Raw genomic sequence first — 25,680 nt, 5'->3', positions numbered from 1 at the left:
CCATGTTCGATCGATTCGAAGAGTTCGACATCTCCACCGCGGGTGCGTCGATCCACGGATGCCGAGGCGGCAACGGACCGCCTCTGCTGCTCCTGCACGGCATTCCGGAAACACATCTGATGTGGCATCGGGTAGCACCCCACCTCGCCAACCGCTACACCGTCGTCGCCACCGATTTGCGTGGGTACGGCGACAGCGGCAAGCCGCCCAGTACCGCCGATCACGAGCCCTACAGCATGCGCGCGATCGGCCGTGACCAGCTCGGGGTCATGCGACATCTGGGCTACGACCAGTTCAGCATCGTGGGTCACGATCGCGGGGCGCGCTGCGCCTATCGTCTCGCACTGGATCACCCGGATGCTGTTCTCCGGCTCGCCGTCATGGACGTCGTTCCCGTCGGCTCCGCGTACGACCGTGCCGACAAGGACTTCAGCCTCGTCTACTGGCAATGGTCCTTCCTGGCCGCGCCAGAACCGGTGCCGGAACAGTTCATCAACGCGGCGCCGGCCAACCTGGTCGACTTCATGCTCAACACGTGGTCGGAGGTGAAGGACGCTTTCCCGGCCGAGGTACGCGGCGAGTACATCCAGAAATTCAATGACCCCGACACGGTGCACGCCATCTGCGAGGAGTTCCGGGCATCCCCAACCTTGGACTACCAGCAGGACGAGGCGGATCGCGGAAACCGGAAGATTTCCTGCCCGGTGCTCTTCCTCTGGAGCCGGCGCGGTTCGGTCGCGAAACTGTACGATGATCCGCTCGCGATATGGCGGGAGTGGGCCGATGACGTTCGCGGCGTCCCGGTACCAGTCGGTCACTTCATTCCAGAAGAGGCACCCGAGGAGACCACACGCGAACTGCTGAGTTTCCTGCAGTAGTGCTGTGCGGGACCGGCGCGACTGCTCATCGTCAGCGGCGGCGGCATTTTTTGTCGTACCCCACCGCTATGTTCCATCCATGACCCGCCTCCTCGACGTCACCGCACCCGTCCGCCTCCTGGCCGAGGCCGCCGCGCTTGCCGTCCGGCTGCTCACGGGCCGCTCCCCGCATCCGGTCCACGCCGCCGCGCTGCTGCGGGCCGACGAGGACGGCCTGGCCCTGTCCGCCACCGACGGCGCGCTCACCGTACGGCTGCGGGTCCCGGCCACCGTGCACGAGCCCGGCGAGGCACTGGTCTCGCGTCGCGGCCTGGCCGACACCCTCGCCGGCCTCGACGCGCCCGAGGCTCGACTGGTGGCCGAGGGCAGTCGGATGGCCGTCCGGGTGCCCGGGGCGCGGTTCGCGCTGCCCGTGCTCGCCGCCGCGTGGCCCCAGGCCGCAGCCCTGCCACCGGAGACGGGCCGGGCCCCCGGCCCCGCACTACGCACCGCCACGGCCGCGGTCGCCGGCGCCGCCTCCCGCGAACACGCCCTGCCCATCTTCACGGGCGTGCGCCTGCGAGCCACCGCGGGCAGCCTGTCGCTACTGGCCACCGACCGATATCGGCTCGCCGTGGCCACCATCGCCGTCGAGGCGCCGGCCCCGTTCGACGCCCTCGTACCCGCGGGCCTGCTGGCGCGCGTCGCTCCGGTCCTGGGCCGTGCCGAGACCGTGGGCCTGCACGCCGCCGGCGAGCTGTTCGGCCTGTCCTGGCCCGGCGGGAGCGTGACGACCCCGACGCTCGGCGACACCTACCCGGACCTCCAGTTCGATCGCCTCCTGGACGTCACCCCGGAATGCATCGTCGAGGTCGAGGCCGACGGGCTGGCCCACGCCGTCGACCGCGCCGCGGCGTACGCCGGCCAGCAGGGCCGCGTAACCCTGCAGTCGATCGAGGGCGCCCTGCTGGTTCAGGCCTCCGACCCGTTGCGCGGCGAGTCGGAGGAGACGGTGAAGGCCACGGTCCGCTCGGGCCAGGCGACCCGGTCGTATCAGGCCCGCCTGCTCGCCGACGCGCTGGGCGCCTTCCCGGGCGAGATCGTGCAGCTGCGCATCCAGCCCGCACTACGAGCCACGGAGGTGACCACCGCGACCGCCGACCTGCGCTACCTGATCGTCCCGATGCGCCAGCCCGACCCCGCCTGACCGCCCACCACGACACCACCGCGCCCCATCGCCACCGGCCCCCGCGGAGCCGCCTCTCCGCGGTGCCGCCTCCCTGCGGCAGCGCGTTCCCCGGTTGCGCCGCGACCCGCCTGGCGGCGCGGCGCCCCCGGCCGGCCGCCCCGCGCCCCCGGCCGGTGGCACTGTTGCTTCAGACGGGCCAGACGAAACAGCTCATCACGGCGATTCGCCGGTCAGCTGCCTTGGATTTCACCATGCATGGCATGCACGAGCTGGTGGTACAGCTGCGTGCAATTCGGCTGGCCGGCGCGGTCCGTGCCGGACGCCATCCGGGGCCACAGGTCCCATAGCGCGCGGTCATAGGCTTCCAGAGCCGCGCGTACGGGACCGGTCGCGAGCAGCATGACTTCGACTCTCGCAGCCTCATTGTCCGCGACTGGGCCGCGCAGTTCCGCCGGCAGCGTGGCGACCACATCAGCGACGTCCGCGGGCGCGGCGGCACGTTGCCGATACAGGGCATTCGCCGTGTCAAACAGCCTCTGAGCCGTCACAAGGTATCGCGCGTACACCTCCCGCCGAGTGGCCCGCAACTCCCGCTCGGAAACGAACCGTTCTTCCAAGCGCAGCCGCTCCTGCTGCCACCGATGTGTCAGCATGGCCGTGACCAGCCCGACCGCAGCCGTCACCAGCACACCGCCAAGCGTTCCGACGACTGTCCACCATCCCGCCACGATTCCATCAAATCATCTGAATGCGCCTTGCCCTACATCCAGGCACGACTGCCCACGCATACGCGGATGCGGGCCTTCAGACCTACGATCACGTCATGTTCGGTATCGCCGGCTACGAGCCCGAAGCGACCGACAGTGCCAACGAGGTTCTCAGCGTGCACGGCCCGCGCCTCCACGCGCTCGTCGGGCGACGGCTCGAATCGGCAACAGGCCTGTGCTTCGTTATCGGCGGCGCGTGGTGCTCCACCCAGCCGCTCATCCTCGATTTCGGTGGTACGCGTCTGGAGCTCGCCTTCGACGGCTTCGACCAGATGTACCTGAGCTGGGACACAATTGACGTCGACGCGCCGATCGACACGCCCGACCAGGACGAGCCCGACCAGGCGCTGGCCTGGGGCGATCCGCATCAGGCGGAGCTGGACGGCGTGCTCGGTGCGGTGGCGCGACAGGTGCGGGTGCTGGAGCACGACTTTCGGTTCGAGCGCGCCGACGGACAACACTTCCAGGCGTGGATCTTGGCCGGGCTGGAACTGCTCTTCGACGACGGACGAGCGCTGCAGCTGTACAACGTCATCAGCGAGCTGACGATCGCCACGCATCCCGCGGATTCCGACACCTGGCGGCGACAGGCCGTTCGGGGCTGACATCGGACAGCCCCCTGATTCAACCGGATTCCGCGTATTCGGTAAGCACCTCGTCGATGACGCGTTTCGCCTCCGCGGCCTCGGCATGGTCGCTGTGCAGCGCACCGGCGTAGATGATCAACGCCTTCCACAGCGCCCACCCCCGCCCGCGGGTCCACGTCACGGGGTCCACGTCGAGCCTGGCACGGAACGCTTCGCGGCTCGTTCCCGACAGAAGTGTCCAGGCGATCACCAGGTCACACGCGGGGTCGCCGACACCGCAGGTGCCGAAGTCGATGACGGCAGCCAGCGCGCCGTCACGGACCAAGAGGTTCCCCAGGGCCACGTCGCCGTGGAACCACTGCGGCCGGCTGTCCCAGGGCGCCTCCAGCGCCGACTGCCAAACCGCCGTGACGGTATCCCGGGGTAGATGACCATCGAGCACCTCGACCGCCCGTCGCGTCTGGGCGTCGTAGACGTGCAGCGGCCCACCACGGAACCAGTTGTGCAGCCCCGGTTCGGGCCCTCCGGTCGGATCGACGCGTCGCAGCGCGACCAAGAAGGCGGCCAGGCTGTCCGCGAACTCGGTCAGGTCGCCGATGGTGTCGATGCCGGCGGGGTCACCGTCGATCCACTCGTACACCGACCAGTGGAAGGCAAACCCAGCGCCGGGATCGCCCTTTGCCAGCGGCTTGGATATCGGCAGCGGCACCCGCGGCGCAAGGATCGGCAGCCATCGGTGCTCCTTGCCGACCGCCAGCGCATACTCCCGAGCGGTGGGCAGCCGTATCGACATGCGGTCACCGAGATGAAAGGTCTGGTTGTCCCAACCGTTGGTCGCGACGGGCCGGACGGGGAGGTGGGCCCACTGCGGGAACTGCCTGGCGATCAGCCGTCGCGCCACGCTCGGGTCGACCAGGCGGCGATCAGGTACCGGGACGGTGTCTGGATCCGAGGTCATGCTCACAACGTCACAAGGCTCCGTTCGAGGACTACTGCGTCGGCGGAACGTCGCCGCCGGCTGGAACGAGTCGGGGCACCAGCCGCACGTAGACGACCATGCCCAACACCTCCACCAACGTCTGGGTGACCACCACCGCCGCGGCGATATTCAACCGGTCCGGCAGAGCCAGCGCCAGCGGCAACACCACCAGCGAGTTGCGGGTCGCGCCGGTGAACACCACAGCCCGGCCCGCCGCGGCATCCAACCGGAACAGGCGAGCCACGCCCAGCCCGGCGAAGGCCATCACCACCAGGAACACCACATAGAACGGCACCACGCCGAGCACGACGGAAACGTCGTCGTTCAGCTTGGGCACCTGGGAGGCGACCACGACGAACAGCGTCGCAGCCATCAGCGGCACCATCACCGCCCCCATCGCCGTGCTGGCCGCCGCCCCAGCCCGTTGCCGCGCAGCCCATGCCTGTGTGAGCCAGGCCAACGTGAGTGGGATCGCGATCAACGCGATGAACGCCTCGAGGAACGGTCCGGCCTCAACCGCGTCGGCCAATCCCGAGCCCAGGAACAGCAGCAGGAACAGCGGCAGCAGCACCATCTGCGCGATCAGCAGCAGCGGCGTCGCGGCCAGCAACCGGCCACTGCTGCCACCCGCCAGCCCGCTGAACACGATCACGTAGTCCACGCACGGGCAGAGCAACACCAGCAGCACACCGAACCGCACGGCCTGATCGGCCGGCAAGAACGTGAACATCGCCGCGACCACCAGCGGCACCACCACGAAATTCACTACCAGCGCCGCCGTGAGGAACCGGCCACCGCGCAACGAGCGCACCAGATCCCGAGCCGGCACCTGCAGGAACGTTACGTACAGCAACGCGCCCAGCACCGGATTGATCACATGCTCCAGCCCTGGACCAGCACCCGGTGCCACCCAGCCGACCAGCGCTCCGGCGGCTATCGCACCAAGATAGACGACGATCTGATGCCGCTCCATCCATGCGACCACGCTGCGCGACTCCTGCGACACCCACGCCTCCCGCCCCTGCACGCCGCCGACCGACCCGACCGGCTCACTCAATCTTGACCGGTAACCACGGCGGTGCGGCCGCCGTGCGGGCCGCACCGCCGGCGCTGTTCAGCACCCGCATCCTCCACCGCCGCATCCGCAGCCGGCGCTGGCCGCGGCGGCGCGCCGGGCGCTGCGCCGCCGGTGCAGCCACCACATCCCGAGCGCGGCCACGACCAGGCCGGCCGATACCGCCAGCAGGGTCCTCTCCGCGATCGCAGCGCCGGCAGTGGTGAGCACGCCGGCGGCGATGAGCAGCGGCAGGGCGCAGCAGGCGGCGCACGCGACGACGGCGAGAGCGCCGCTGACCTTGCTGCGCATCGGCGGGTCGTTGTCCACCGCCGGCGGCGTGTCGTGGTGGCGGGTGGGCGACGGCCGTAGGGGCAGGCTCATGTGCGATCTCCGAGGGGGTCGTCGGCGGTGCCGATGGTAAGAAACGGGATCGGGCAGTCGGAACAGGTGCAGTTGGTGAGGCTGTCGCAACGGGCGTCGACGACCTCGGTCAGCGCCCCGCGGATCGCGGTCAGATCGGCGATCTTCGCGTCGATCTCAGCGATCTTGTCGATCGCCCGTTGCCGCAGGTCCGAAGTGGGGTGCCGGCGGCGACCGGTGTCGAGCAGTTCGGCGACCTCGTCCAGGGTGAACCCGAGCCGCTGCGCCGCCTTGATCACCTGGAGCAGCGCGACGGTGTCGGCCGGGTAGATCCGGTGCCCGCCCAAGGAGCGGCCCGGCGGGGCAAGCAGTCCACGCCGCTCGTAGTAGCGCAGCGTCTGGATGTTCACGCCAGCCTGCTCGGCCACCTCGCCGGTACCCAGCCCAGCGCGTTCAGGGAAGACCATCAGGCCGCCGCCGCGCTCGCACGCCCGGCCAGGGAGGCGAGCACATCGGTATAGGCGGCGGGCACCTCGACATCGAGGACGAGCACCTCGCCCTCGATGTCGCCGGCCGGCTCAGGCGTGACGACGAAGGCAAAGAACGAACAGCACTCCGTCTCGCGAGCGGCCAGGTCGCGAACGGTGGCCGCGAGCCCGGCCGGGCCGGTCAGCCGCATCCGGGCGTGGGTGGGACTCACCATCTCGAACGCGCGGACGGCGGTGCTGAACAGCGCGTCGAACTCGGCCAGCCGCAGCGGCTGCTCGGCGGTCGGCAGGGTGCACGCATCAGGGACGTCGAACGGCATTGCAGGCTCCTTGAGCTGGCGTTGTAGGCGCCGGTTCGGCGCCGCCCCTCGACGGTAAGCCTGTACCTAGGTACCGGATGCAACTCCACATCACCGGGCGACCGGGCGTACGCGTTCGGGAAACTACACCGCTGTAGTTGTCGATCTAGCCTTTGTCCAGGTCAGGGCGCGAAGTAGCCTCGCTACGTGAAGGTCATCGGTGCTATGCAGACGCCCGGCGGGCAGTGGCGCGTCGAGGTCGTGCGGCATCAGAGCGGGTCCAGGTGGTACCGGCTCATTCACGGTGACAACGTGGTCGATTTCCTGACGATCGGGCGGGTCGCGGAGCTGTTGGCGCAGGCCGGAGTGGACATGGGCGACCTTGCCGAGGTTGCCGGGCGTTCCGCCCGGGCCGGTTGATCTAGACCCAGGGCGTTACCTTGTGCTCGTGGCGGAATCGCACCACCCGAGCTTCCTGACGCGGCTGCGGGCAGGCCTGGCCGGAGAGCGGGACACCGTCTATCTGGAGGCGCTGCGCGTGGCCGGGCGCAGCGCGTACGACGAGATCCTCGCGGCCGACGAGCTGCGCGAGCGGCTGCCCTCGCTGTGGAACGTGCCGACCGCGGCGGAGAGTCAGCTGCTGGCGGCGTGGAACGCGTTCGTGCTGCAGACGCTCGGCGAGACGTTCCTGGACGCCGATTACGCCGCGCGGCCGGGCACCGCCGGATACGTGCCGCCGGTGACGTTCGACCAGGCGGCGGCGTGGCTGGCGGCGGTCGGTGAGTGGGTGTCGCGGGCCCGGCAGGCGCGGGCCAACCCGGAGTACGACATCGCCATGCACACCGTGCTGCCCGCGCCGCTGCCGGCCTGGGCGGAGGTCGTCACCTGCCCGCCCGAGCACCTGACCGCGCTGCAGGCGGCCGTCACGCCGGTCCGCGAGCAGGTCGAGGTGGCCCTGCACGCGCTGGTACGCACCGGGGTGCCGCCGCAGTTCGAGTCCGCGGTCAACCGGCTGCACCAGGACACCGCGGCGGCGGTGGCGGCAGTGGAGTACGCCGCGGGGCTGCGCACCGGGCGCCACCACGCGGCGCTGCACGAGCTCATCGAGCAGAACCTCAAGCGGGCCCTGGAGCTGTGGTTCCGCGTCGGGCAGCTGGCCGCGATGCCCTCGCTGCTGGCCGGTCCGCGCTTCGACGTGTGGTGCATGACCGACCGGGCCACGCTGGCGCGCTGGCAGCAGAACCCGCAGGCGCGGCAGGCGGTCGCCGAGATGTGGCGCACCGATCCGAACCCCTCGGCGACGCTGGCCATCCAGGCGCAGGTCGAGGCCGGCTTACGCAGCGGCGACCTGTGGTACCACGTGCCCCGCTACGGCGACACCTGCTACTACGAGCCGCCGTTCTCGCCCCTCTACGAGGTGCGCCGCCCGGTCCGCATCGCCGGCGTGCCCCTGCCGGTGCAGACCCAGTTCGCGATCCGCGGCGGCGCCAACCGCGGCCTCGTGCTGGGCCCGTTCCGCCCGACCGAACGCGTTCGTTACTGGACGCGATAACAAGCCCGACCGAACGCGTTCGTCAAAAAAGATCGGTGCGTCAGCCGACCGGGGCCAGGTCCGCGTCGCGCGCTGTGCGGTCCCGTCGTCGCGATGAGCGGGACTCCAGCGCGAAGCTCGCTCCGGCCAGCGCGAACCCGGCGACGCCCAGCGCCACCCCGACCCAGCTCGGCGCGACGTATCCCCAGCCGGCGGCGATGACCAGGCCGCCCAGCGCGGCGCCGAGACTGTTGGCGATGTTCATCGCCGACTGGTTCACCGCCGCGCCCATCAGCTGCGCGCCCGGCGCCACGCCGATCAGGCGCGACTGCATCGCCGGGCCCAGGAACAGCCCCGCGGCGCCGATGAGGAAGGCGCCCGCGAACAGCGTGTAACGGTTGTGGGCGAGGATCGCGAACGCGGCCATGCTCGCGATGAAGATGACGAACCCGCTCAGCAGGCTGCGGCGCAGGTTGCGGTCGGAGGCCCAGCCGCCGAGGGCGTTACCGACGGTCATGCCGAGGCCCACCGCGACGAGCACCCACGGTACCGCGCCCTCGGACAGGTGCGCGACGTGCGTGGTGACCGGCGCGATGTAGCTGTCGATGGCGAAGAACCCGCCGAAGCCGACCGCGGCGGTGATCGCGACCAGCCACACCTGCGGGCTGCGGAACGCGCGCAGCTCGGCGCGCGGCGAGCCGGCCGGGTCGGCGGGGGTCCTCGGCACGGTGAGCGCGACGAACACGAGCGTGAGGGCGAACATCGCGGCGATCGCGAGGTATGCGACCCGCCAGCTCGCGGCCTGGCCCAGCCGCGTGATGAGGGGCACGCCGAACACGTTCGCCGCGGTCAGGCCGCCGAGCACGGCGGCGAACCCCTTGGCCTGGCTGCCGGGGCCGATGATCGACGCCGCGACGAGCCCGGCGGCGCCGAAGTAGGCGCCGTGTGGCAGGGCGGCCACGAAGCGTGCGACGAGGACCAGCCAGAAGCCAGGAGCAAGAGCCGATGCGACGGTACCGAATGTGAAGAGCCCCAGCAGGCCCACGACCAGCGTCTTGCGGGGCAGTCGCGCGGTCAGCGCCGCGATCGTGGGAGCGCCCACGACCACCCCGAGCGCGTACGCGGTGATCATCCAACCACCGTGCGCGACGGCCTTCGCGGGCGAATGGGCGTACAGCTGCGGCAGTAAATCCTCGGAGATGTCCGGCAGCAGCCCCATGGCCACGAACTCGGTCAGTCCGATGCCGAAGCCGCCCAGGGACAGGGCCAGCAGCGCGGTCCAGCGGCGAACCGCGGTGAGGTCCTCCATGCCGGCCAGTTTAGCAACAGCGTTGCGTTATAGGATTGTGGTCATGGACACGCCCGGCGCCGGCCTCGGATATCTGCGCGGGTACAACGACGCGCTCGTGGTGGGCCTCGCCCGGACCGCACCGCAGTTCGACCGCTCGTCGATCGCCGCCGCGACCGGCCTCACCCCGCAGGCGGTGTCGAAGGTGCTCGCGCGGCTCGCCGGCGACGGGCTGATCGAGCCGGCCGGCGTGCGCCGCCGGGGTGTGGGCAAGCCGGCCACGATCTACCGGATCGTGCCCTCGAGCCGGTACGCCATCGGCGTGCACGTTGCCCGCACCCGCGTCCGGCTGGTGCTCACCGACCTGCTCGGCGAGGTGGTGGCCGGTGAGGTGGTATCGCTGCCGGACGACTTCACGCCCGAGCAGCTGCTGTCGCGGGTGGACGCGGCGCGCGAGGCGCTGCTGCGGCGCCGGCCCGTGGACCCGGCGCGGCTCCTCGGCATCGGCATCGGCATGGTCGGGCCGCTCGACCACGCCAACGGCATCGTCCGCGACGCGCACCGGCTGCGGCACTGGCATGACGTTCCGTTGCGGGAGCTCGCCGCGAAGCGCCTGCTGATGCCGGTACACCTGGACAAAGACGTGACCGCGGGCGTCACGGCGGAGGCATGGCGCCGCGGCGGCGACTTCCGCGACGGCGTCCTCATCATGGTCGAGTCCGGCATCGGCGCCGGCCTTTGGCTCGGCGGCGCGGCCTATCGCGGCACGCACACCAACGCCGGCGAGTTCGGGCACACGGTCGTGCAGTTCGACGGCCCGCGGTGCGTGTGCGGGCGGCGCGGCTGCCTGGAGGTGCTGCACGACCGGGCGGTGGACGGCGGGGACGTGCCGCTCGCGGCGCGGCTGCTCGGCGTCGGAGTGGTCAACCTGTTGCAGACCACCGACGTCGGCCACGTGGTGCTGGCGGGCGCGGACCTCCTGCGCCACCATGACGTCTACGTCGAGGAGGTGGCCTCGGCGGTACGCCTGCAGGTGCCCCGCGCCGACTGGCTCACGGTGACCGTGTCCGTGTCGGCGCTGGGCGGCGACGTGATCGCGGCCGGCGCGGCGATGCAGGTGCTCAACGCCGCCTACGGCCGCCCGTCACTGGACGGCGGCCTCGGTCGGTGACTGGTGGATGGTGAACACTCGGTCCAGGCCGGTGATCTGGAAGATGCGCAGCAGCCGCGCGTGGGGGATTACCAGCTCGACGACGCCGCCGGACTCCGCGAGGCGCTTGTGCGCGCTGATCAGCACACCCAGCGTGGTGGAGTCGAGGAAGCCGACGTCGCTCAGGTCGATCACCAGCGTCGATGCGCCGTCATCGACCAGCTTGTGCAGGTATGCCCGCAGCTCAGGCGCGGTCGCGACGTCCAGCTCCCCGCTCGCCGTGACCACGGCGCGCAGTCCGTCGACCGTCGAGGTGACCTGCATCGGCGTCCCGCCCTTTCTCTCGATGTCCACTGCGTGAAGGTGCCCGGCATCGTACGTTCGTCCGGGTAAGCATACGTCCGAACGGCCGATTACTCTCGTCCGGACGGGTCCCATGTCAGGTGCTTGCTGAACCGCACGAGCGTGCCGGTGTCCTCCACCGAAACCACGTCCAGGCGCTCCACCACGGCGGCGAGAACGTGCAGGCCGCGGCCGTTCTCGCGCAGCCGGGCCGGCTCGTGCGCCGGCTCCTGCGCGTCCACCGCCGGCACCAGCGCCGGGTCGAAGCCGCCGCCGTCGTCGGTGACCTCGATCACGCACTCGCTCTCGTCGACCGTGACCTCGATGTGGTAGCGGCTGGCGAGGCTTGCGTGCGACACCACGTTTCCGCAGGCCTCGGTGAGCGCGAGCCGGATGTCGTCGCGACAGTCCTGGGCCACGCCGGCGCCCGCGAGGGCCCCGTCGAGGGTCCGCCGCGCATCACGGACCAAAGCGGCGTCGCGCGGCAGCTCCAGCGAGAACTGCAGGCGCATCTCCTGCTGCGGCACATCTTCCTCCTTCGTCGCGTCCACGGCGTACCCACCCTGCGCAAACCGAAAACTGTCGTACCCCTCGGGCAAGATGCCAGCCATGGACATCCGGGTCGTGCACCACCGCAGCCGCGCCGCCGGTTCGGTTGCCACCGTCATCGACGTGACCTCCCGCGGCCCACACCCGTGGGTGCGTTGCAGCCCGTTCTATCCGCACGGCGGCATCCCCGTGCCGCTGAGCCCGGGCGCGGTCGGCACCTCCGTCGAGGCGATCTGGCAGGCTCTGAAGGTGTTCGACACCGCCGGCGTCGACCGCGACCTGCTGACCGCGACGCGCATGACCGGCCTGAAGCGCACGGTGCGCCGCTTCGGCCCGGTCCGCGGCCACCGCGCCGGCCTCGACGGCACGGACCTGCTCGACTACGAGACCGCGCGCCGGCGCATCTACCTGCCGGCCTACCGTTTCGTCCTCGACCGTCACCTCGGCGCCGAGCTGACCCAGCTGCGCGCCCTGGCCACCGCCGGCCCGGTCGCCCTGCTCGACTACACGACCAACGGCGACGTGTCCGACCTGACGAAGCCGCTCTCCCACGCGGCCCTGATCCGATTACACGTCCTGAACGAGTGGCCACCCGGGTGACCCCTCGGGCTTGGCGGCTCGCGGTTACCCACTCGCCAGCGCTGGGCCGTCGGCGGACGCCACACCCTCGGGCCGCCGCGCGGGCGATTGCGTGACGGGACAACGCCTACGCGGTTGCGTGCAAGGGGGCGGTGCTCAGGTAGCTGCGTGACGCGACGGCGTTCGGTCGGCGCGCGGGCGATTGGGCAGCAGCGCGACTGCACGGCGCTGCGGGGCTGTGCCGGCGGTCGCTGAGAGGCGCGGCCGGCGAGCGGCGGCCGGTCGGTGCCAGTCCAGGGCGTGGCCGGGACCGCGCCGGGCCAGGACGAGACGGTGCCGCCCCGTGACGTGCTGCGGTGCGCTGCGACGTGTCGGCGTCGCGAGCCCGGGTTCACCCGTGGCGGTTCGGCGGGCGTCCCGCAGCGTAGGAGGTAGCCCGTCCGGAGCGAGCCGCAGCGGTGTCCCTTGTGGACAGATTCAGGGTGGGCGGAAACACCGACGTACCCTGTCAGGTTTTCCTGGCACCGTGACCCGCATGAACCCAGCACTCACCGGAATCCCCGGCGCCGCGCCCGGCTCGCTCGCCGGGCGGGTCGCGCTCGTCGCCGGCGCCACTCGCGGCGCCGGGCGGCAGATCGCCGTGCAGCTCGGCGCCGCGGGCGCGACCGTGTACGCCACCGGACGGACCACCCGCTCGCGCCGCTCCGAGATGAACCGGCCGGAGACCATCGAGGAGACCGCCGAGATGGTCACGGCCGCGGGCGGCGTCGGCATCGCGATCGGCGCCGACCACCTCGACCCGGCGCAGGTGCGCGGCGTCGTGGAGCGCATCGACGCCGAGCATGGGCGCCTCGACGTGCTCGTCAACGACATCTGGGGCGCCGAGGGGCTGTTCAGCTGGGACAAGAAGCTGTGGGAGGACGACCTCGAGGTCGGCCTGCACATCCTGCGCCTGGCGATCGACACGCACATCGTCACCAGCCACGCCGCGCTGCCGCTGCTGATCCGCAACCCGGGCGGGCTGGTGGTGGAGATGACCGACGGCACGGCGGAGTACAACGACCGGCGGTACCGCGTCTCGTTCTTCTACGACCTGGCCAAGGCGTCCGTGCTGCGCATGGCGTTCGCGCTGTCCGAGGAGCTCAGGTCGTTCGGCGGCACCGCGGTCGCGCTCACGCCCGGCTGGCTGCGCTCCGAGCTGATGCTCGAGCACTTCGGCGTCACCGAGGCCGGCTGGCGCGACGGCGCGGCGAAGGACCCGCACTTCGCGATGTCGGAGACGCCGGTGTACGTCGGGCGCGCCGTCGCCGCGCTGGCCGCCGACCCGCACGTGGCGCGCTGGAACGGCGCCTCGCTGTCCAGCGCGGGGCTGGCGAAGGAGTACGGCTTCACCGACGCCGACGGCAGCCGCCCCGACTGGTGGCGCTATGAGGCCGAGGTGGTCGCGGCCGGCCGCGCGGGCGGCACCGAGGGCTACCGTTAGTCCGGTGCGCGTCTCCCGGCTCATCTCGCTCGTGCTGCTGCTGCAGGCCGGCGGCCCGCGCACGGCCGCCGAGCTGGCCGAGCAGCTCGAGGTCTCCGAGCGCACGATCTACCGCGACATCCTGGCCCTGTCCGCCGCGGGCGTGCCCGTCTACGCGGAGCAGGGCCGGGCCGGCGGGTACCGGCTGCTCGACGGCTACCGCACCCGGCTCAACGGGCTCAGCCGGGCCGAGGCCGAGGCGCTGTTCCTGTCGGGGCTGCCCGGCCCGGCGCGGGACATGGGCCTCGGCGAGGCCCTCGCCGCGGCGCAGCTGAAGGTCGCCGCCGCGCTGCCGGACTCGTTGCGCGAGGCGTCGGCGCGCGCCCGGCAGCGCTTCCACCTCGACGCGCCGGGCTGGTTCCGCGACGCCGAGCCGCCGCCGCGGCTGGCCGAGCTCGCCCGGGCCGTGTGGGAGGACCGCGTCGTCGCGCTGACCTACGCCGGGCGGGCCGGCGAGGTGACCCGCACCGTCGAGCCGCTCGGCCTTGTCCTCAAGAACGGGGTCTGGTACCTCGTGGGCCGCGTCGGCGCCGAGGAGCGCACCTACCGCGTGGACCGGGTCCGCGCGGCGACGGCCACCGACGAGCGCTTCGGCCGCGACGAGGGCTTCGACCTGGCGTCGTTCTGGTCGCGGCGGGCCGCCGAGTTCGAGCGCGCCCTGCTGGCCGAGACGGTCACGGTGCGGCTCAGCCCGGCCGGCCTGCGCCTGCTGCGCTTCGCCGTCGAGGCGGTCGCCTACCGGGTCGCGGCCGAGGGCGCCGGCCCGCCGGGCGCGGACGGCTGGGTCACCGTCGAGCTGCCGGTGGAGTCGGTGCCCGTCGCCTACACCCAGCTGCTCGCCCTGGGCCCGGAGGCGGAGATCGTGGCCCCGCCGGAGCTGCGGGACATGGTCGCCGCGGCGGCGGAGCGCACCGCCGCGCTGTACCGGCGCTGATACGACAGCGCGGCGACGGCGAGCGCCCACCCGTAGCCGCCTGCGGCGAGCGCGCCCGGGCTGATCGTGCCCTGCAGCATGAGGCTCGCGGTGCCGTACACCGCCAGCAGCCCCGCGGCCGCCCACACCCCGGGCAGCGGCAGCCGCACCGCGGTGGGCCGGATCAGCGTCATCATCAGGGCCCACGCGGCGAGCGCCCCGCCGAGCACGACCGCCGTGCCGTACCACGGCAGCCGAAACCCGTACCCGACGAACGGAACGACCGTCAGACACCCCGCGTAGGCGTACCAGCGCACGATTCTCGATGCTCCCGCTACTGCCATGCGGCTCAGCCTCCCCCCGCCGGTTGTGACCAGCCTGAGGAAACCTGTGAATCACTCAGCGAGGCCGGCCGGCGGGCGGCGGGCTCAGCCGAGCAGGCCGGCGGCGAGGTCGGCCAGGGCTGAGCCGGCCATGGCGCCGGTGAGCCGGGCGATGCCGGCGCCGGACTGCAGCGCCGGCAGCCTGGACGGCGCGGCGTAGGGGTGGGGGTTCGTCATGCGTCGAGCATCGGCGAACCCCCGGGCCCGAGTCAGTCGTGCAGGTTCGATCCGGGCTGTGGTGCGGGCACCACCAGCGTCGCGTCGCCGACGAGCCGGTCCAGGAAAGCCGACAGCTTCCCCTCCAGCCGGGCGATCTGCTCCTCGACGGTGAGCGTCTCGTCGAGCCGGCCGCCGGCGCCGGGGCGGCGCAGGCCCCGCACGTACAGCGGGCAGGCGAGGTCGGAGCAGAGGTACACGCCGACGGAGTCGCCGTTGCGCCCCGCCTTGCCGCCGCGGCGGCCGGTCATCAGCGACACGCCGCTGCCCGGATGCGTGGTCAGGCACAGCGAGCACATCCCGCGGTGCTGGAAGCGGCGGCCGCGCTGCTCGGCGACGCGCAGCGAGACGGCCGCGAGCCCTCCGGCGTGCTCCGCGGCCAGGTAGGCCCGGTCCGGCGCGCCCGGGTCGCGCCAGCCCAGGAAGTCGAGGTCCGCCCATGGGCGTTCGGCCAGGTCACGCGGGACGTGGGCGCGCTGCGCCTCGCCGCGCGAGCAGTTGATGAAGGCGGCGCGGATGTCGGTTTCGGTCAGCGGTTGCACGTTTCGGACCGTACGGCTCCCTAAAGCCTTTAGGCAACCAATTAAGAGCGACCGGCTCATCATGGAAAGCTTCCCAGATCTGGGATATCGTCCCGGATATGGGAAACGATTCGGACCTGCTCGAGGCCCGGCTCGCCGGTCGCCTGGCCGAGCTGCGGCTGGAGCGCGGCTGGTCGCTGGAGGAGCTCGCGCAGCGCGCCGACGTGAGCCGCTCGACGCTCTCGCGGCTGGAGCGCGGCGAGATCAGCCCGACCGCGGCGCTGCTGGGCAAGCTCTGCGCCGCCTACGGCCGGCCGATGTCGCGGCTGCTCGCCGAGGTCGAGCCGGAGCCGCCGCAGCTGGTGCGGGCCGGGCGGCAGCCGGTGTGGCGGGACCGGGAGACCGGATTCACCCGCCGCTCGGTGTCGCCGCCGCACCCGGGCCTGCGCGGCGAGGTCGTCGAGGCCGTCCTCGAGCCGGGCGCCGACATCACCTACGAGGAGCCGCCGGTCGCCGGGCTGGAGCACCACCTGTGGGTCCTCGACGGCGCCGTCGAGCTCACCGTCGGCGGCGCCGTGCACGCGGTGCGGCCGGGGGACTGCCTGCGGTACCGGCTGTGGGGCCCGTCCCGGTTCGTCAACCCCGGGCCGGGGCCCGTGCGCTACGTCCTACTCATCGTCCTGCCCTGAGGGAGCCACCGTTGCCCACGATCACCCGTCTGTCCCCCGGCTCGTACGCCGGGCAGGTCGACAACCTCGCCGCGGTGCTCGCCGACGCCGTCGCGCACGGCGCCTCCGTCGGCTTCCGCGACCCGTTCGGCGCGTGCGACGCGGCCGCGTGGTGGCGCACCCGCGAGCCGGCCGTGCGCGACGGCAGCCTCAGCGTCTGGATCGCCGAGGACGGCGCCGGCGTGGTCGGCACCGTGAGCCTGGCCCTGGAGGGCAAGCCCAACGGCCGCCACCGCGGCGAGGTGCTCAAGCTCATGGTGCACAGCCTCGCCCGCGGCCGAGGCCTGGGCCGGGCCCTGCTGGACACCGCCGAGCGCGCCGCCGCCGGGGCCGGTGCGACCCTGCTGCTGCTCGACACGGCGACGGGCAGCCCGGCCGAGCGGCTGTACGAGACGTCGGGCTGGACGAGGTACGGCATCGTCCCGGACTATGCCGCGGACCCGGCCGGCACCCTGGAGGACTGCAGCTTCTTCTACAAGCGCTTTGCAGGAGAGGCTCTAGACCGCGCGGGGGCGCGGTAGGCGGCCGCCGGCGAGGGGGAGCAGGCCGGCGAAGAGCAGGATCGCGGCCAGCGGGATCAGGTCGAGGTTGACCGCGATCATCAGGAACGCGAACAGCACCGCGACCGGGCTCCAGGCCGGCAGGCGCCGGGCGCGGGCCAGCTGGACCAGCAGCACCAGCATGCCGAGCTGGAACAGGGCCGGGCCGGCGACCTGCACCGGGTCCGGCAGCGGGGCGGCGACGGCGAACGACGAGGACAGATCCCCGGCGATCACCCACAGAAACGCGGCGGTGCCGGCCAGGGCCGCGACGGTGGCGAGGTTGGCGGCCAGGCGGTTGCCGAAGTCGTCGCAGCGCAGCAGCCGGCGCACGCCGACCACCACGGCGCCCAGCAGCAGCATGGCCGCGAAGAACATGACATGGCCGGCGTTCCACAGCAGCCCGCCCTTGTCACGGTGACCGTCGAGGCCGTCGATGAGGCGGAGCGAGCCGTAGCCGAAGAGCAGGACCGGCGCCGCGAGGGCCCCGGCGCGCAGGAGGGGCGAAGTGGTCATGCCACGAGCGTCGCCGCCTGTCGCGTTCCGGACATCCGGGCAGAACCCGGACCGTACCCGTAGGTGCGCCGCAGCTAGACGGTCCGGCCGGGAAATTCCGCGGCGATCGCGGTGAGCAGCTCGTCGCACCACGCGGCGAACGGGGCGCGGTCGCCGCGCACCGGGTGGACGCGGTTGCCGAGGATCACCACGCCGTAGCCGCGGCCCGGCTCGAACCAGATCCGGTTGCCGACGAACCCGGACGCGCCGAACCCGTCGGCGCCGGCGCGCGGCCCGCCGATCCCGCGGGTGGGGTGCAGCCACCAGCCGGCCGCGAACCGCTCCCCGGCGCCGTTGTCGGCCAGGCACGGCGGTGTGGCGCCGAGCCACGGCCGGGCGGCCGCGGTGACCAGGGCCAGGGTGCCGAACGCGCCGGCGTGCCCGGCCGCGCCGCCCATCGCCGACGCGTTCTCGTCGTGGACCTCGCCGACGATGAGCCGGCCCCGCCACGGGCAGCGCTCGGTCGCCACCGCGGGCGCGACCGGCCCGCCCATCCGCAGCCCGGTCCGGCTCACGGCCAGGTCCGCGAGCGACCGGCCGGTCAGGTCCTCCACGAGGGCGCCCAGGATGATGTACCCCAGGTCGCTGTACACCGGCCCGGGCTCGGTGCGCGGCGTGCCCAGCGCCGCGTCCACGATCGCGGCGCCGCGCAGCTCCCGGTAGAACGGCGCGTCGGCCGGCAACCCCGAGCGGTGCGCGAGCAGGTCCTCGAGGGTCGCGCCGCCGGCGGGCCGCCCCGCCGCGCGCGGCCAGAACGCGCCGACCGGCCGGTCCCGCGGCACCGGCAGCGCCAGCACCTCGGGCAGCGTGACGAGCACCTTCGTCAGGCTGGCCAGGTCCCACCAGCAGTCCGCCGTGGCCGGCCGCCCGGTGGTCAGGTCCGCGATCCCGTGCACCGCCGCGGCGAGGACCCGCTCGCGGTCGAAGACGCTCACCGCCGCGGCCGGCATCGGCGCGCGCCGGGCCAGGGCGTCGACGACGGCGGCGAGCGGCATCTCAGACCACCTCCCCGGTCTCCCCGGGCTCCCCGGTCTCCCCGGGCTCCCCGGTCTCTGCGGTGCATGCCGCGTGCAGGGCGCGCGCGGCGCGGATCGCGGAGCGGATCTCCTGCAGGTAGCGGTCGGCGCCGGCGGCACCGGGCGGCTGGGGCGTTCTGGCCAGCCGCGGATCGAACCCGACGGTGTCGATGCCGCAGCGGTACCGCAGCCCGAGCACCCGGATCGCGTCGCAGTGCTGGAACGGCACGTAGATCGGCGACGTCACCACCAGGATCCGCTCCTCCGGCCGCGGCCGGGCCCGGGCCGCCCAGAACGCGTAGGTGTCGGCGGTGTTCGGCCGCGGCGCACCGGGCCCGCGCGGCGGCGCGGCGAGCACGTCGACCGGCCGGTCGCCGAACGCGGCCCGCACACCGGCCGCGAGGGCGTCGGCCTCCGTCTCGCAGCCGCCCAGGCCGAGCCGGTCGAGCAGGGTGCGCTCCTCGGCGCCGAGCGGGCGCCGGCTGCCCAGCGCCGCGACCGCGCCGACGCGCAGCGCCGCGGCCAGCCGGGCGGCGTGCTCGGTGCGCTGCAGGCAGGCGCGGGCCATGCCGCCCAGGACGAGCAGGTGCGCGTATTCGTGGTGCGGCGATTCGCCGGTGCCGGCCAGGCCCAGCTCCGCCGCGGCCACCAGCGCCGCGGCGGCCAGGCGCTCGGGCAGGTCGACCCGGACCCGGTCGCGCTCGGCGCCGCCGAGGCGGCCGCGGAAGTTCCAGTGATCGTCGGAGAACTCGTCGAGCCAGCCGAGCAGCGCGCCGGTGTCCGCCTCGGGCAGGTCGCCGCCGAACGCGGCGACGAGCTCCCGCATCGGCGCCGATCCCGCCCAGCCGTGCAGCTGGGCGGGGAGTTGGGCGAGCAGCCGGCCGGGGTCGAGCCCCGGGGGACACTGCGGCAGGGGCACCGCTACTGCGCCTCCCGGATGTCCGCGTAGATGTCGTAGCCGTGGGTCCACGCCACATTGTCCGGCAGGGAGACCAGTCGCGCGTTGCGTTCGTCGGCGGCGGGGCCGTCGGGCAGCTGGAAGCACGCCGCGTTGCCGCGCGAACCCATCTGGATCTTCCGGGTCCGGGCCTTGCGCAGGTGCTCGTAGCGCTGCAGCGCGTCGGCGACGCTCATCCCGTCGGTGGACAGATACTCGGCGAGCGCGCCCGCGTCCTCGACGGCCTGGTTGCTGCCCTGCCCGGCATGCGGCAGCATCGGGTGCGCGGCGTCGCCCAGCAGCGTCACCCGGCCGGTGCTCCACTGGCGCAGCGGCTCGCGGTCGTAGAGGGCCCAGCGGCCGGTCTCCTCGACGTTGCCGAGCATCGTGGTCACCGTGTCGTTCCAGCCGGCGAAGGCGGCGACCGCCTCGGCCGGCTCGCACCTGGCCGACCACGACTCGAGGGTCCACTCGGCGTCGGGCACGTAGGCGACGAAGTTGATGAGCTCGCCGCCGCGGACCGGATAGACCACCAGGTGCCGGCCGGGGCCGAGGAAGAACGTGAGGCCGAACTTGTCGCCGCCGGGCACCTTGTCGACCGGGACCAGGCCGCGGAAGCAGGTCATACCCGAGAAGACAGCCTCGTCGGGGCCGGTCACGTGCTGGCGCACCGCGGAGCGCAGCCCGTCGGCCCCCACGACGATGTCGGCCTGCGCCTTCGTGCCGTCGGCGAACTCGACCTCGACGCCGTCCGGAGACTCGTGCACGGCCACGCACCGGCGGCCCAGTTGCGGCTTCCCGTCGTATCCGGCGAGCAGCACCTGGTGGAGGTCGGCGCGGTGGATGCCGAGGAACGGGCCGCCGAAGCGCTGGTCGTACCAGTCGCCCATCGGGTGCTCGTAGAAGATGTCGCCGGAATTCCAGTGATGGAATTCGATGCGCTGCAAGTTGGAGGCCGCGTCTCGGACGGCCTGGCCGAGGCCGAGCGCGTCCACCACCCGCATGCCGTTGCCGCCGAGGGCCACCGCGGCGCCGATCTCCCGCAGCTCGCTCGCCTGCTCGTAGACGTCGACCTCGAAACCCTTGGCCTGCAGGGCGATCGCGGCGGTGAGGCCGCCGATGCCCGATCCGATCACAGCGATGCGCAACGGCGCGGACGTAGCCATCGAAACTCCACTGAAATGAGGGGGACAAAAGGCGCAGTGGGCGACGGAAGCCTATCGAGGTGGACAACCGGTGCCTAGCGCCTGGTGATGAATCTTTCATCGCATTTGCCTGCACCCGCGCCCGGTAATCCGTCCGCCGTTGTCAATCCGCTGGTCAGCCACCTTCAATCCGCAGCAATGACAGTTGTCGATGCTGACAGGAGAGCGAGGATGAACCGGAGACGAAGGCTCGCGCTGTGGTTTGCCGCGGCGCTGGCCGGCACCGGCGCCGTGGTGGCGCTGGCGACCCCGGCGTCGGCCCACGGTGCGATGATGCAGCCGGGCAGCCGCACGTACCTGTGCTGGAAGGACGCGCTGACCTCCACCGGCCAGATCGTGCCGAAGAACCCCGCCTGCGCCGCGGCCGTCGCGCAGAGCGGACCGAACTCGCTGTACAACTGGTTCGCGATGCTGCGCTCGGACGGTGCCGGGCGCACCGCCGGGTTCATCCCGGACGGCAAGCTGTGCAGCGCGGCGGCGACCGTGTACGACTTCTCGGGCTTCGACCTGGCCCGCAACGACTGGCCGGTCACGCACCTGACCGCCGGCTCGACCATGGAGTTCGACTACAGCAACTGGGCGGCCCACCCGGGCACGTTCTCGCTGTACGTCACCAAGGACGGCTTCGACCCGACCCGGCCCATGGCCTGGTCGGACCTCGAGTCCACGCCGTTCCTGCAGGTCACCAACCCGTCGATGGTCGGCTCGCCGGGCACCGTCGACGGGCACTACTACTGGAGCGGGAAGCTGCCCTCGGCCAAGTCCGGCCGGCACCTCATCTACTCGGTGTGGGCGCGCTCGGACAGCCAGGAGACCTTCTACGGCTGCTCCGACGTGGTCTTCGACGGCGGCCACGGCGAGGTGACCGGCATCAGCGGCAACCCCTCGACCGGCCCTTCGAGCGGCCCGTCGACCGGCCCGTCGAGCGGCCCCTCGTCGGGCCCGTCCGCGTCCGCGTCGCCCTCGAAGACCGGCGGCACAGGCGGCGGCTGCACGGCCACGTACACCGTGACCAGCAGCTGGCAGGGCGGCTTCCAGGCCGACATCAAGGTGAGCAACCCCGGCACCGCGGCGATCACCGGCTGGACGGTCGGCTGGAACTACACCGGCGGGCAGACCGTCAGCCAGGGCTGGAACGCCACGATCACCCAGTCCGGCACGGCGGTGACCGCGAAGAACGTGGACTACAACGCCACCGTGCCCGGCGGCGGCAGCACGTCCTTCGGCCTGCTCGCCAACGGCACCGCGGGCACCGCGCCCGCGGTGACCTGCACGGCCGCGGGCGGTAACCCGCCGCCGTCGTCGAGCCCGTCGGGCACCCCGAACACCAGCCCCAGCCCGAGCACGAGCACGAGCCAGCCGCCGGCGACCGGGTGCAACGGCGCCGCGTTCTGCGACGGGTTCGAGAGCCAGACCGGCAGTACCGTATCCGGGGCCTGGGGTCTGTCCTACCGGGACTGCCAGGGCACCGGCACGGCCACGGTGGACACCACGGTCGCGCACAGCGGCAGCAAATCGGTGCGCATCGACGGCAAGGCCGGGTACTGCAACCACGTGCTCGTGAAGCCGACCAAGGATCTCAGCGGCCTCGGTTCGGTGTGGTACGCCCGGTTCTACGTCCGGCACAGCACCGCCCTGCCGGCCGCGCACGTCGCGTTCGCGGCGCTGCGCGACAACGCCGACGCCGGCAAGGACCTGCGCCTGGGCGGCCAGAACAGCGCCCTGCAGTGGAACCGCGAGTCCAACGACGCCACGCTGCCGGCGCAGAGCCCGGCCGGGGTGGCGCAGAGCCGCCCGCTGCCCACGAACACCTGGAACTGCGTCGAGTTCATGGTCGACGGCCGCGGCCTCCTGTCGACCTGGCTCAACGGCGCGGCGATCCCGGGCCTGACGGTGGACGGCGTCCCGACCCCGGACATCGACCAGCAGTGGCTGGCCACGACCTGGCGCCCGCAGGTGACCGACCTGCGCCTGGGCTGGGAGAGCTACGGCGTCGGCGACGACACCCTGTGGTTCGACGACGTGGCGATCGGGGCGTCCCGCATCGGCTGCTGAGCCGGCCCGGGACGAACGCAAGGGGATCCGCCCGGCCCGCCCCGGGCGGATCCCCGTCGCTCCCGGGTGCGTTTTGGTGACACCACGTCGATCATTTTCCCGACGCTGCGCGGTGAACCGGGGCCCTAACGTCACTGAGCGTCAAGTGACGACGAACGTCGAACCAGAGGGAGTACTGGTACCACATGGGCCTGTTCAAGCAGATGAAGGACCTCCGCAACGTCGCCGCGCAGGCGCCCGACATGATCGCGCAGGCGCAGCAGACCGCCGCCGCCGCGCAGGCCTACGCCGCGCAGACCCAGGCCGCGTACGGCATGAGCGGCTACAACGCCGCCAACGCCTTCGGCGCGCCGGTCGCGACCGGCATGGCCGCCGACGACCCGCGCTTGGCCCCGATCGCCGGCGTCGACCTGGCGATGTACGCCCGCGTCTCGAAGGCCGCCGCGCAGGAGGGCCTCGCCGCCGACGGCGTCGTGGCCAAGGCGCAGTCCTTCGGCATCGCCGCCGACGCGTGGCAGCAGGCCGCGGCCGGCTGGCCGGTCCGCATGCGCGGCGACACCCAGCTCGCCGTGCACTACGGCAACCTGTACGGCCAGGTCTGACCGGCATGGGCCTCTTCGGCGACCTGCGCCGCCTGCAGCGGCAGGCGAACGAGATCAGCGCGAACTACGACCCGGCCGCCCAGATGCGCGCCGGCATGGCCCAGATGCAGCAGGCGCAGCAGACGATGCAGGCGCAGACCGAGGACCTCGAGCTGCTGCGCACCGGCGTGCCGGGCGAGGCGACGATCATCGGGCTCGCCGACACCGGCACCCGGGTGAACATGCAGCCGATGGTCCGCCTCAGCCTGCTCGTGGAGGCCGGCGGGCGCCCGCCGTACCCGGTCACCCGCGATGTCTTGCTCCCGCTGAACGCCTCGGCCCAGGCCGGCGTCGGCCAGCGGGTCACGGTGCTGGTCCACCCGCAGCAGCCCGAGCGGATCCTGGTGCGCTGGGGCGTGTGAACTCACGCGACCCAGGTGACGACGGATCATGCACCCGCTCGCCAAGGTTGGCGCGTAAACCCGGTCCGGCGGCCTGACGACCTACCCGCAGGCGCCGGACCGGACCGGACCGCCCAACCGAGGGAGATTTCCGTGACCAGTGCAACCGCCGAGCGCCAGGAAACCGCCGAGCGCGAGACGGGCATCGAACACCCACTCCTGCTCGCAGCGCTCATGTCGCGCCGCGAGGAGGGCGAAAGCATCTTCGAGCACCCGCTGATGCTCGCCATGCTCGCCCGGCGCCGCCGCGAGGAGGAGGGCGAGAGCATGATCGAGCACCCGCTGCTCCTCGCCATGCTCGCCCGGCGCCGCCGCGAGGAGGAGGGCGAGAGCATGATCGAGCACCCGCTCCTGCTCGCCATGCTCGCCCGGCGCCGCGGCCGCCGCGGCACGGGCATCGAACACCCGCTCCTGCTGGCGATGCTCATGCGCCGCCGCGAGGAGGAGGGCGAGAGCATGATCGAGCACCCGCTGCTCCTGGCCGCGCTGGCCAAGCGCCGCGGCGAAGAGGGCGAGAGCATGATCGAGCACCCGCTGCTCCTGGCCGCGCTGGCGAAGCGCCGCGGCGAAGAGGGCGAGAGCATGGTCGAGCGCCCGCTGCTGCTCGCGGCGATGCTCTCCCGCCGCTGACGTTCGACCGGACCGGCGGCCCGGACCCGGGGCGCCGGCGGTCCCCGACCAGGGCCCGCCCCACCGCCGACCGGCGGGGCGGGCCGCCGACCAGCGCGGGAAGGAGCACGCCATGCCGGCCGAAACACCACACGAACACGAGGGATCACAGCCCTTGGACTCCCTCATCGACGACCTGATTCACGACATCCTCAGCGACGCCGGACGCACGACCGGCATCACCGGCCGCGGCCGCGCCGGTGCCGGCGGCCTCCTCGAATCCATGATGGGGATCGCGCCCCGCATCGCGCCCGGCACGCCGCTGCTGGAGCGGGTGCTGCTCACCGAGGCGCTCGCCAGCGCGCTCGCCGACGCGCTCGCCCCGTCCCTGGCCGCCGCGCTCGCCCCGCGGATCCTGCAGCTCATGGAGGGCGAGGAGGGCAGCGAGCAGGCCAGGCGCCCCTCCACCGGGACGACCCGGCCCGCGTCCCGCAAGACCGACGCGGCGAAGTAGACGCCCCGGCCCCGCAACGCGGACGGGCCCGGGACGGTTGAACCCGGCGACGGGACGGCCCGGCGAGGGGGCGCGGCGTGCATCGCGGCATCGGCGTAATGGCCGAGCCGCTGACCGCCGCCGCCCTGCTCGCCGGCCGCGCCGCGCTCGCCATCTTGCGCACCGCCGTGCTCGCGCCGGTGTGAGGCGTGGCCGTCAGCCGACGAGGCGGTCCACCAGGAGCACGGCGCCGAGCAGGAGCATCGCGGCGCCGGCGGCGCGGGTCACCGTCCCCGCCGCGCGCGGCCGGGCCGCCAGCAGGGTGCGGGCGGCGGTGCCCAGCGCGGTGTAGAACGCGGCGCACGTCGCGACGAACGTCAGGCCCAGGGCGGCCAGCTGCACCGCCACCGGCCAGCTCCCCCGCGGGTCGGTGAACTGGGGCAGCAGGGCCAGGAACATCAGCAGGCCCTTCGGGTTGAGGCCGCTGACGCCGACACCCCGGCGGAACACGGCCCACCCGCCGCCCGGCGCGGGCGGGGTGGCCGGCGGGGCGGTCGCGACGGCGGCCGGGGCGGCGGGCCGGGCCAGCAGCGTCGCCCCGCCGTGCCACATCAGGTATGCGCCGCCCGCCACCGTCAGCGCGGTCATCGCGGCGGGGGAGCCGGCCACCAGCGCGCCGACGCCGGCGGCGACGACCGCGGTCACCACGGTGTACCCGGCGACCAGCCCGGCCACCGCGGGCAGCACCGAGCGGCCGCGCAGGCCGGCGCCGAGCGTGAACGCCCAGTCGGCGCCGGGCACGGCGATGAGCAGCGCGGCGAGGAGCCAGAACGCGACCAGCGAGTTCGTGGGCATGGCGGCAACATATCGACGAAACCGCGAAAAGTGCTGCCAAGTTCCGGCCGTCTCCGGGCCGGCCGTGGA

The 25,680-nt window shown here is 72.8% G+C and carries 33 protein-coding genes and 1 pseudogene; 17 read left to right on the top strand and 17 right to left on the bottom strand.

The genetic code is table 11. From position 1 onward, the window contains the following. Positions 1-2: 2 nt before the first annotated feature. The gene (locus tag ACGFI8_RS24610) at positions 3-878 is read left to right on the top strand and encodes an alpha/beta fold hydrolase (protein WP_392808249.1); all 876 of its coding nucleotides are present in this window, start codon (positions 3-5) and stop codon (positions 876-878) included. Between the two features lie 79 nt (positions 879-957). Next, positions 958-2,064: a hypothetical protein gene (locus ACGFI8_RS24605; RefSeq protein ID WP_392808248.1), complete on the top strand. Its 1,107-nt coding sequence runs from the start codon at positions 958-960 to the stop codon at positions 2,062-2,064. A 212-nt stretch (positions 2,065-2,276) separates the two neighbouring features. On the opposite strand, the gene ACGFI8_RS24600 is transcribed toward ACGFI8_RS24605, so the two are convergent. Then, the gene (locus tag ACGFI8_RS24600; RefSeq protein WP_392808247.1) at positions 2,277-2,774 is read right to left on the bottom strand and encodes a hypothetical protein; all 498 of its coding nucleotides are present in this window, start codon (positions 2,772-2,774) and stop codon (positions 2,277-2,279) included. Between the two features lie 20 nt (positions 2,775-2,794). On the opposite strand from ACGFI8_RS24600, the gene ACGFI8_RS24595 reads away from it, so the two are divergent. Further along, the gene (locus ACGFI8_RS24595; protein WP_392808245.1) at positions 2,795-3,418 is read left to right on the top strand and encodes a hypothetical protein; all 624 of its coding nucleotides are present in this window, start codon (positions 2,795-2,797) and stop codon (positions 3,416-3,418) included. A gap of 19 nt (positions 3,419-3,437) precedes the next feature. On the opposite strand, the gene ACGFI8_RS24590 is transcribed toward ACGFI8_RS24595, so the two are convergent. The 5 genes from ACGFI8_RS24590 to ACGFI8_RS24570 form a co-directional block, all read right to left on the bottom strand. Next, positions 3,438-4,301, bottom strand: coding sequence for an aminoglycoside phosphotransferase family protein (locus tag ACGFI8_RS24590; protein ID WP_392808243.1), 864 nt, complete (start codon positions 4,299-4,301; stop codon positions 3,438-3,440). Positions 4,302-4,389: 88 nt separating this feature from the next. After that, entirely contained in the window at positions 4,390-5,436 is a 1,047-nt protein-coding gene (locus ACGFI8_RS24585) for an arsenic resistance protein (protein ID WP_392808241.1), read from the bottom strand. A gap of 57 nt (positions 5,437-5,493) precedes the next feature. Next, positions 5,494-5,817 (bottom strand): hypothetical protein, encoded by a 324-nt coding sequence (locus ACGFI8_RS24580; RefSeq protein WP_392808239.1) that lies wholly within the window; start codon positions 5,815-5,817, stop codon positions 5,494-5,496. Then, entirely contained in the window at positions 5,814-6,263 is a 450-nt protein-coding gene (locus tag ACGFI8_RS24575; protein ID WP_392808237.1) for a MerR family transcriptional regulator, read from the bottom strand. The genes ACGFI8_RS24580 and ACGFI8_RS24575 overlap by 4 nt, the downstream gene beginning before the upstream one ends. Then, the gene (locus ACGFI8_RS24570; RefSeq protein ID WP_392808235.1) at positions 6,263-6,604 is read right to left on the bottom strand and encodes a hypothetical protein; all 342 of its coding nucleotides are present in this window, start codon (positions 6,602-6,604) and stop codon (positions 6,263-6,265) included. Before ACGFI8_RS24570 ends, ACGFI8_RS24575 begins: the two co-directional genes overlap by 1 nt. Before the next feature lie 186 nt (positions 6,605-6,790). On the opposite strand from ACGFI8_RS24570, the gene ACGFI8_RS24565 reads away from it, so the two are divergent. Beyond that, positions 6,791-7,003 carry a hypothetical protein gene (locus tag ACGFI8_RS24565; protein WP_392808233.1) on the top strand — a complete coding sequence of 71 codons (213 nt, stop codon included), beginning with the start codon at positions 6,791-6,793 and terminating at the stop codon, positions 7,001-7,003. 28 nt (positions 7,004-7,031) lie between these two features. Continuing rightward, entirely contained in the window at positions 7,032-8,135 is a 1,104-nt protein-coding gene (locus ACGFI8_RS24560; protein ID WP_392808232.1) for a hypothetical protein, read from the top strand. A gap of 40 nt (positions 8,136-8,175) precedes the next feature. Here the strand turns inward: ACGFI8_RS24560 and ACGFI8_RS24555 are convergent, their stop codons facing one another. Continuing rightward, positions 8,176-9,423: an MFS transporter gene (locus ACGFI8_RS24555; RefSeq protein ID WP_392808231.1), complete on the bottom strand. Its 1,248-nt coding sequence runs from the start codon at positions 9,421-9,423 to the stop codon at positions 8,176-8,178. A 43-nt stretch (positions 9,424-9,466) separates the two neighbouring features. Here ACGFI8_RS24555 and ACGFI8_RS24550 point away from each other — a divergent pair, with 43 nt between their 5' ends. Then, positions 9,467-10,573 carry an ROK family protein gene (locus tag ACGFI8_RS24550; RefSeq protein WP_392808230.1) on the top strand — a complete coding sequence of 369 codons (1,107 nt, stop codon included), beginning with the start codon at positions 9,467-9,469 and terminating at the stop codon, positions 10,571-10,573. Here the strand turns inward: ACGFI8_RS24550 and ACGFI8_RS24545 are convergent. Further along, a complete protein-coding gene (locus tag ACGFI8_RS24545) occupies positions 10,547-10,876 on the bottom strand; it encodes an STAS domain-containing protein (RefSeq protein WP_392808318.1) in 330 nt (109 codons plus the stop codon). The genes ACGFI8_RS24550 and ACGFI8_RS24545 overlap by 27 nt on opposite strands. Before the next feature lie 89 nt (positions 10,877-10,965). After that, on the bottom strand, positions 10,966-11,445 hold the full coding sequence (locus ACGFI8_RS24540; protein WP_392808229.1) for an ATP-binding protein: 480 nt from the start codon (positions 11,443-11,445) through the stop codon (positions 10,966-10,968). A 58-nt stretch (positions 11,446-11,503) separates the two neighbouring features. Between ACGFI8_RS24540 and ACGFI8_RS24535 the strand changes: the two genes are divergently transcribed. The 3 genes from ACGFI8_RS24535 (at position 11,504) to ACGFI8_RS24525 (ending at position 14,478) form a co-directional block, all read left to right on the top strand. After that, a complete protein-coding gene (locus tag ACGFI8_RS24535; RefSeq protein WP_392808227.1) occupies positions 11,504-12,043 on the top strand; it encodes a DUF6939 family protein in 540 nt (179 codons plus the stop codon). Between the two features lie 514 nt (positions 12,044-12,557). Further along, entirely contained in the window at positions 12,558-13,505 is a 948-nt protein-coding gene (locus tag ACGFI8_RS24530) for an SDR family oxidoreductase (RefSeq protein ID WP_392808225.1), read from the top strand. 4 nt (positions 13,506-13,509) lie between these two features. After that, on the top strand, positions 13,510-14,478 hold the full coding sequence (locus tag ACGFI8_RS24525; protein ID WP_392808223.1) for a helix-turn-helix transcriptional regulator: 969 nt from the start codon (positions 13,510-13,512) through the stop codon (positions 14,476-14,478). On the opposite strand, the gene ACGFI8_RS24520 is transcribed toward ACGFI8_RS24525, so the two are convergent. From ACGFI8_RS24520 to ACGFI8_RS24510, 3 genes are all read right to left on the bottom strand, one after another. Beyond that, positions 14,367-14,801, bottom strand: coding sequence for a hypothetical protein (locus ACGFI8_RS24520; RefSeq protein ID WP_392808222.1), 435 nt, complete (start codon positions 14,799-14,801; stop codon positions 14,367-14,369). The two genes, ACGFI8_RS24525 and ACGFI8_RS24520, sit on opposite strands and share 112 nt — an antisense overlap. Positions 14,802-14,885: 84 nt before the next feature. Beyond that, positions 14,886-15,017, bottom strand: coding sequence for a hypothetical protein (locus ACGFI8_RS24515; protein WP_392808220.1), 132 nt, complete (start codon positions 15,015-15,017; stop codon positions 14,886-14,888). A gap of 32 nt (positions 15,018-15,049) precedes the next feature. Next, the gene (locus ACGFI8_RS24510; protein ID WP_392808219.1) at positions 15,050-15,598 is read right to left on the bottom strand and encodes an FBP domain-containing protein; all 549 of its coding nucleotides are present in this window, start codon (positions 15,596-15,598) and stop codon (positions 15,050-15,052) included. Between the two features lie 98 nt (positions 15,599-15,696). On the opposite strand from ACGFI8_RS24510, the gene ACGFI8_RS24505 reads away from it, so the two are divergent. Both ACGFI8_RS24505 and ACGFI8_RS24500 read left to right on the top strand, forming a co-directional pair. After that, positions 15,697-16,266, top strand: coding sequence for a helix-turn-helix domain-containing protein (locus ACGFI8_RS24505; protein WP_392808217.1), 570 nt, complete (start codon positions 15,697-15,699; stop codon positions 16,264-16,266). 11 nt (positions 16,267-16,277) lie between these two features. Beyond that, on the top strand, positions 16,278-16,826 hold the full coding sequence (locus tag ACGFI8_RS24500; protein ID WP_392808215.1) for a GNAT family N-acetyltransferase: 549 nt from the start codon (positions 16,278-16,280) through the stop codon (positions 16,824-16,826). Here the strand turns inward: ACGFI8_RS24500 and ACGFI8_RS24495 are convergent. The 4 genes from ACGFI8_RS24495 to ACGFI8_RS24480 form a co-directional block, all read right to left on the bottom strand. Beyond that, a complete protein-coding gene (locus ACGFI8_RS24495) occupies positions 16,803-17,360 on the bottom strand; it encodes a hypothetical protein (RefSeq protein ID WP_392808213.1) in 558 nt (185 codons plus the stop codon). The two genes, ACGFI8_RS24500 and ACGFI8_RS24495, sit on opposite strands and share 24 nt — an antisense overlap. Positions 17,361-17,434: 74 nt before the next feature. Beyond that, positions 17,435-18,394: a serine hydrolase domain-containing protein gene (locus ACGFI8_RS24490; RefSeq protein WP_392808212.1), complete on the bottom strand. Its 960-nt coding sequence runs from the start codon at positions 18,392-18,394 to the stop codon at positions 17,435-17,437. 1 nt (position 18,395) lies between these two features. Next, positions 18,396-19,334 carry a hypothetical protein gene (locus ACGFI8_RS24485; protein ID WP_392808210.1) on the bottom strand — a complete coding sequence of 313 codons (939 nt, stop codon included), beginning with the start codon at positions 19,332-19,334 and terminating at the stop codon, positions 18,396-18,398. Positions 19,335-19,336: 2 nt separating this feature from the next. Next, positions 19,337-20,518 (bottom strand): FAD-dependent monooxygenase, encoded by a 1,182-nt coding sequence (locus ACGFI8_RS24480; RefSeq protein ID WP_392808208.1) that lies wholly within the window; start codon positions 20,516-20,518, stop codon positions 19,337-19,339. A 210-nt stretch (positions 20,519-20,728) separates the two neighbouring features. Between ACGFI8_RS24480 and ACGFI8_RS24475 the strand changes: the two are divergent. From ACGFI8_RS24475 to ACGFI8_RS24450, 6 genes and pseudogenes are all read left to right on the top strand, one after another. Beyond that, positions 20,729-21,832, top strand: a pseudogene (locus ACGFI8_RS24475) (lytic polysaccharide monooxygenase); the annotation flags it as partial. After that, the gene (locus ACGFI8_RS24470) at positions 21,821-22,612 is read left to right on the top strand and encodes a hypothetical protein (protein ID WP_392808316.1); all 792 of its coding nucleotides are present in this window, start codon (positions 21,821-21,823) and stop codon (positions 22,610-22,612) included. The pseudogene ACGFI8_RS24475 and the gene ACGFI8_RS24470, both read left to right, overlap by 12 nt. Positions 22,613-22,797: 185 nt before the next feature. Continuing rightward, on the top strand, positions 22,798-23,214 hold the full coding sequence (locus ACGFI8_RS24465; RefSeq protein ID WP_392808206.1) for a hypothetical protein: 417 nt from the start codon (positions 22,798-22,800) through the stop codon (positions 23,212-23,214). A gap of 5 nt (positions 23,215-23,219) precedes the next feature. Next, the gene (locus ACGFI8_RS24460) at positions 23,220-23,615 is read left to right on the top strand and encodes a hypothetical protein (RefSeq protein WP_392808205.1); all 396 of its coding nucleotides are present in this window, start codon (positions 23,220-23,222) and stop codon (positions 23,613-23,615) included. A 132-nt stretch (positions 23,616-23,747) separates the two neighbouring features. After that, entirely contained in the window at positions 23,748-24,284 is a 537-nt protein-coding gene (locus ACGFI8_RS24455; protein WP_392808204.1) for a hypothetical protein, read from the top strand. A gap of 154 nt (positions 24,285-24,438) precedes the next feature. Then, positions 24,439-24,777, top strand: coding sequence for a hypothetical protein (locus tag ACGFI8_RS24450; protein ID WP_392808202.1), 339 nt, complete (start codon positions 24,439-24,441; stop codon positions 24,775-24,777). Positions 24,778-24,972: 195 nt separating this feature from the next. Here ACGFI8_RS24450 and ACGFI8_RS24445 read toward each other — a convergent pair whose 3' ends face one another. Continuing rightward, a complete protein-coding gene (locus ACGFI8_RS24445; protein WP_392808200.1) occupies positions 24,973-25,611 on the bottom strand; it encodes a LysE family translocator in 639 nt (212 codons plus the stop codon). Positions 25,612-25,680 lie beyond the last annotated feature (69 nt).

Origin of the sequence: Dactylosporangium sp. NPDC048998, from assembly GCF_043197855.1 — a bacterium.
Taxonomy (GTDB): domain Bacteria; phylum Actinomycetota; class Actinomycetes; order Mycobacteriales; family Micromonosporaceae; genus Dactylosporangium.
Note: the sequence above shows the minus strand (reverse complement) of the source record. Positions and strands in the feature narration are given on the sequence as shown.

What these genes read in the sequence shown, in the direction of transcription:
- ACGFI8_RS24610 (WP_392808249.1), top strand. Translation starts at nt 3, where the DNA reads ATGTTCGATCGATTCGAAGAGTTCGACATCTCCACCGCGGGTGCGTCG.
- ACGFI8_RS24605 (WP_392808248.1), top strand. Translation starts at nt 958, where the DNA reads ATGACCCGCCTCCTCGACGTCACCGCACCCGTCCGCCTCCTGGCCGAG.
- ACGFI8_RS24595 (WP_392808245.1), top strand. Translation starts at nt 2,795, where the DNA reads ATGCGCCTTGCCCTACATCCAGGCACGACTGCCCACGCATACGCGGAT.
- ACGFI8_RS24580 (WP_392808239.1), bottom strand. Translation starts at nt 5,817, where the DNA reads ATGAGCCTGCCCCTACGGCCGTCGCCCACCCGCCACCACGACACGCCG.
- ACGFI8_RS24575 (WP_392808237.1), bottom strand. Translation starts at nt 6,263, where the DNA reads ATGGTCTTCCCTGAACGCGCTGGGCTGGGTACCGGCGAGGTGGCCGAG.
- ACGFI8_RS24570 (WP_392808235.1), bottom strand. Translation starts at nt 6,604, where the DNA reads ATGCCGTTCGACGTCCCTGATGCGTGCACCCTGCCGACCGCCGAGCAG.
- ACGFI8_RS24555 (WP_392808231.1), bottom strand. Translation starts at nt 9,423, where the DNA reads ATGGAGGACCTCACCGCGGTTCGCCGCTGGACCGCGCTGCTGGCCCTG.
- ACGFI8_RS24550 (WP_392808230.1), top strand. Translation starts at nt 9,467, where the DNA reads ATGGACACGCCCGGCGCCGGCCTCGGATATCTGCGCGGGTACAACGAC.
- ACGFI8_RS24545 (WP_392808318.1), bottom strand. Translation starts at nt 10,876, where the DNA reads ATGCAGGTCACCTCGACGGTCGACGGACTGCGCGCCGTGGTCACGGCG.
- ACGFI8_RS24535 (WP_392808227.1), top strand. Translation starts at nt 11,504, where the DNA reads ATGGACATCCGGGTCGTGCACCACCGCAGCCGCGCCGCCGGTTCGGTT.
- ACGFI8_RS24530 (WP_392808225.1), top strand. Translation starts at nt 12,558, where the DNA reads ATGAACCCAGCACTCACCGGAATCCCCGGCGCCGCGCCCGGCTCGCTC.
- ACGFI8_RS24520 (WP_392808222.1), bottom strand. Translation starts at nt 14,801, where the DNA reads ATGGCAGTAGCGGGAGCATCGAGAATCGTGCGCTGGTACGCCTACGCG.
- ACGFI8_RS24515 (WP_392808220.1), bottom strand. Translation starts at nt 15,017, where the DNA reads ATGACGAACCCCCACCCCTACGCCGCGCCGTCCAGGCTGCCGGCGCTG.
- ACGFI8_RS24505 (WP_392808217.1), top strand. Translation starts at nt 15,697, where the DNA reads ATGGGAAACGATTCGGACCTGCTCGAGGCCCGGCTCGCCGGTCGCCTG.
- ACGFI8_RS24495 (WP_392808213.1), bottom strand. Translation starts at nt 17,360, where the DNA reads ATGACCACTTCGCCCCTCCTGCGCGCCGGGGCCCTCGCGGCGCCGGTC.
- ACGFI8_RS24490 (WP_392808212.1), bottom strand. Translation starts at nt 18,394, where the DNA reads ATGCCGCTCGCCGCCGTCGTCGACGCCCTGGCCCGGCGCGCGCCGATG.
- ACGFI8_RS24480 (WP_392808208.1), bottom strand. Translation starts at nt 20,518, where the DNA reads ATGGCTACGTCCGCGCCGTTGCGCATCGCTGTGATCGGATCGGGCATC.
- ACGFI8_RS24465 (WP_392808206.1), top strand. Translation starts at nt 22,798, where the DNA reads ATGGGCCTGTTCAAGCAGATGAAGGACCTCCGCAACGTCGCCGCGCAG.
- ACGFI8_RS24460 (WP_392808205.1), top strand. Translation starts at nt 23,220, where the DNA reads ATGGGCCTCTTCGGCGACCTGCGCCGCCTGCAGCGGCAGGCGAACGAG.
- ACGFI8_RS24445 (WP_392808200.1), bottom strand. Translation starts at nt 25,611, where the DNA reads ATGCCCACGAACTCGCTGGTCGCGTTCTGGCTCCTCGCCGCGCTGCTC.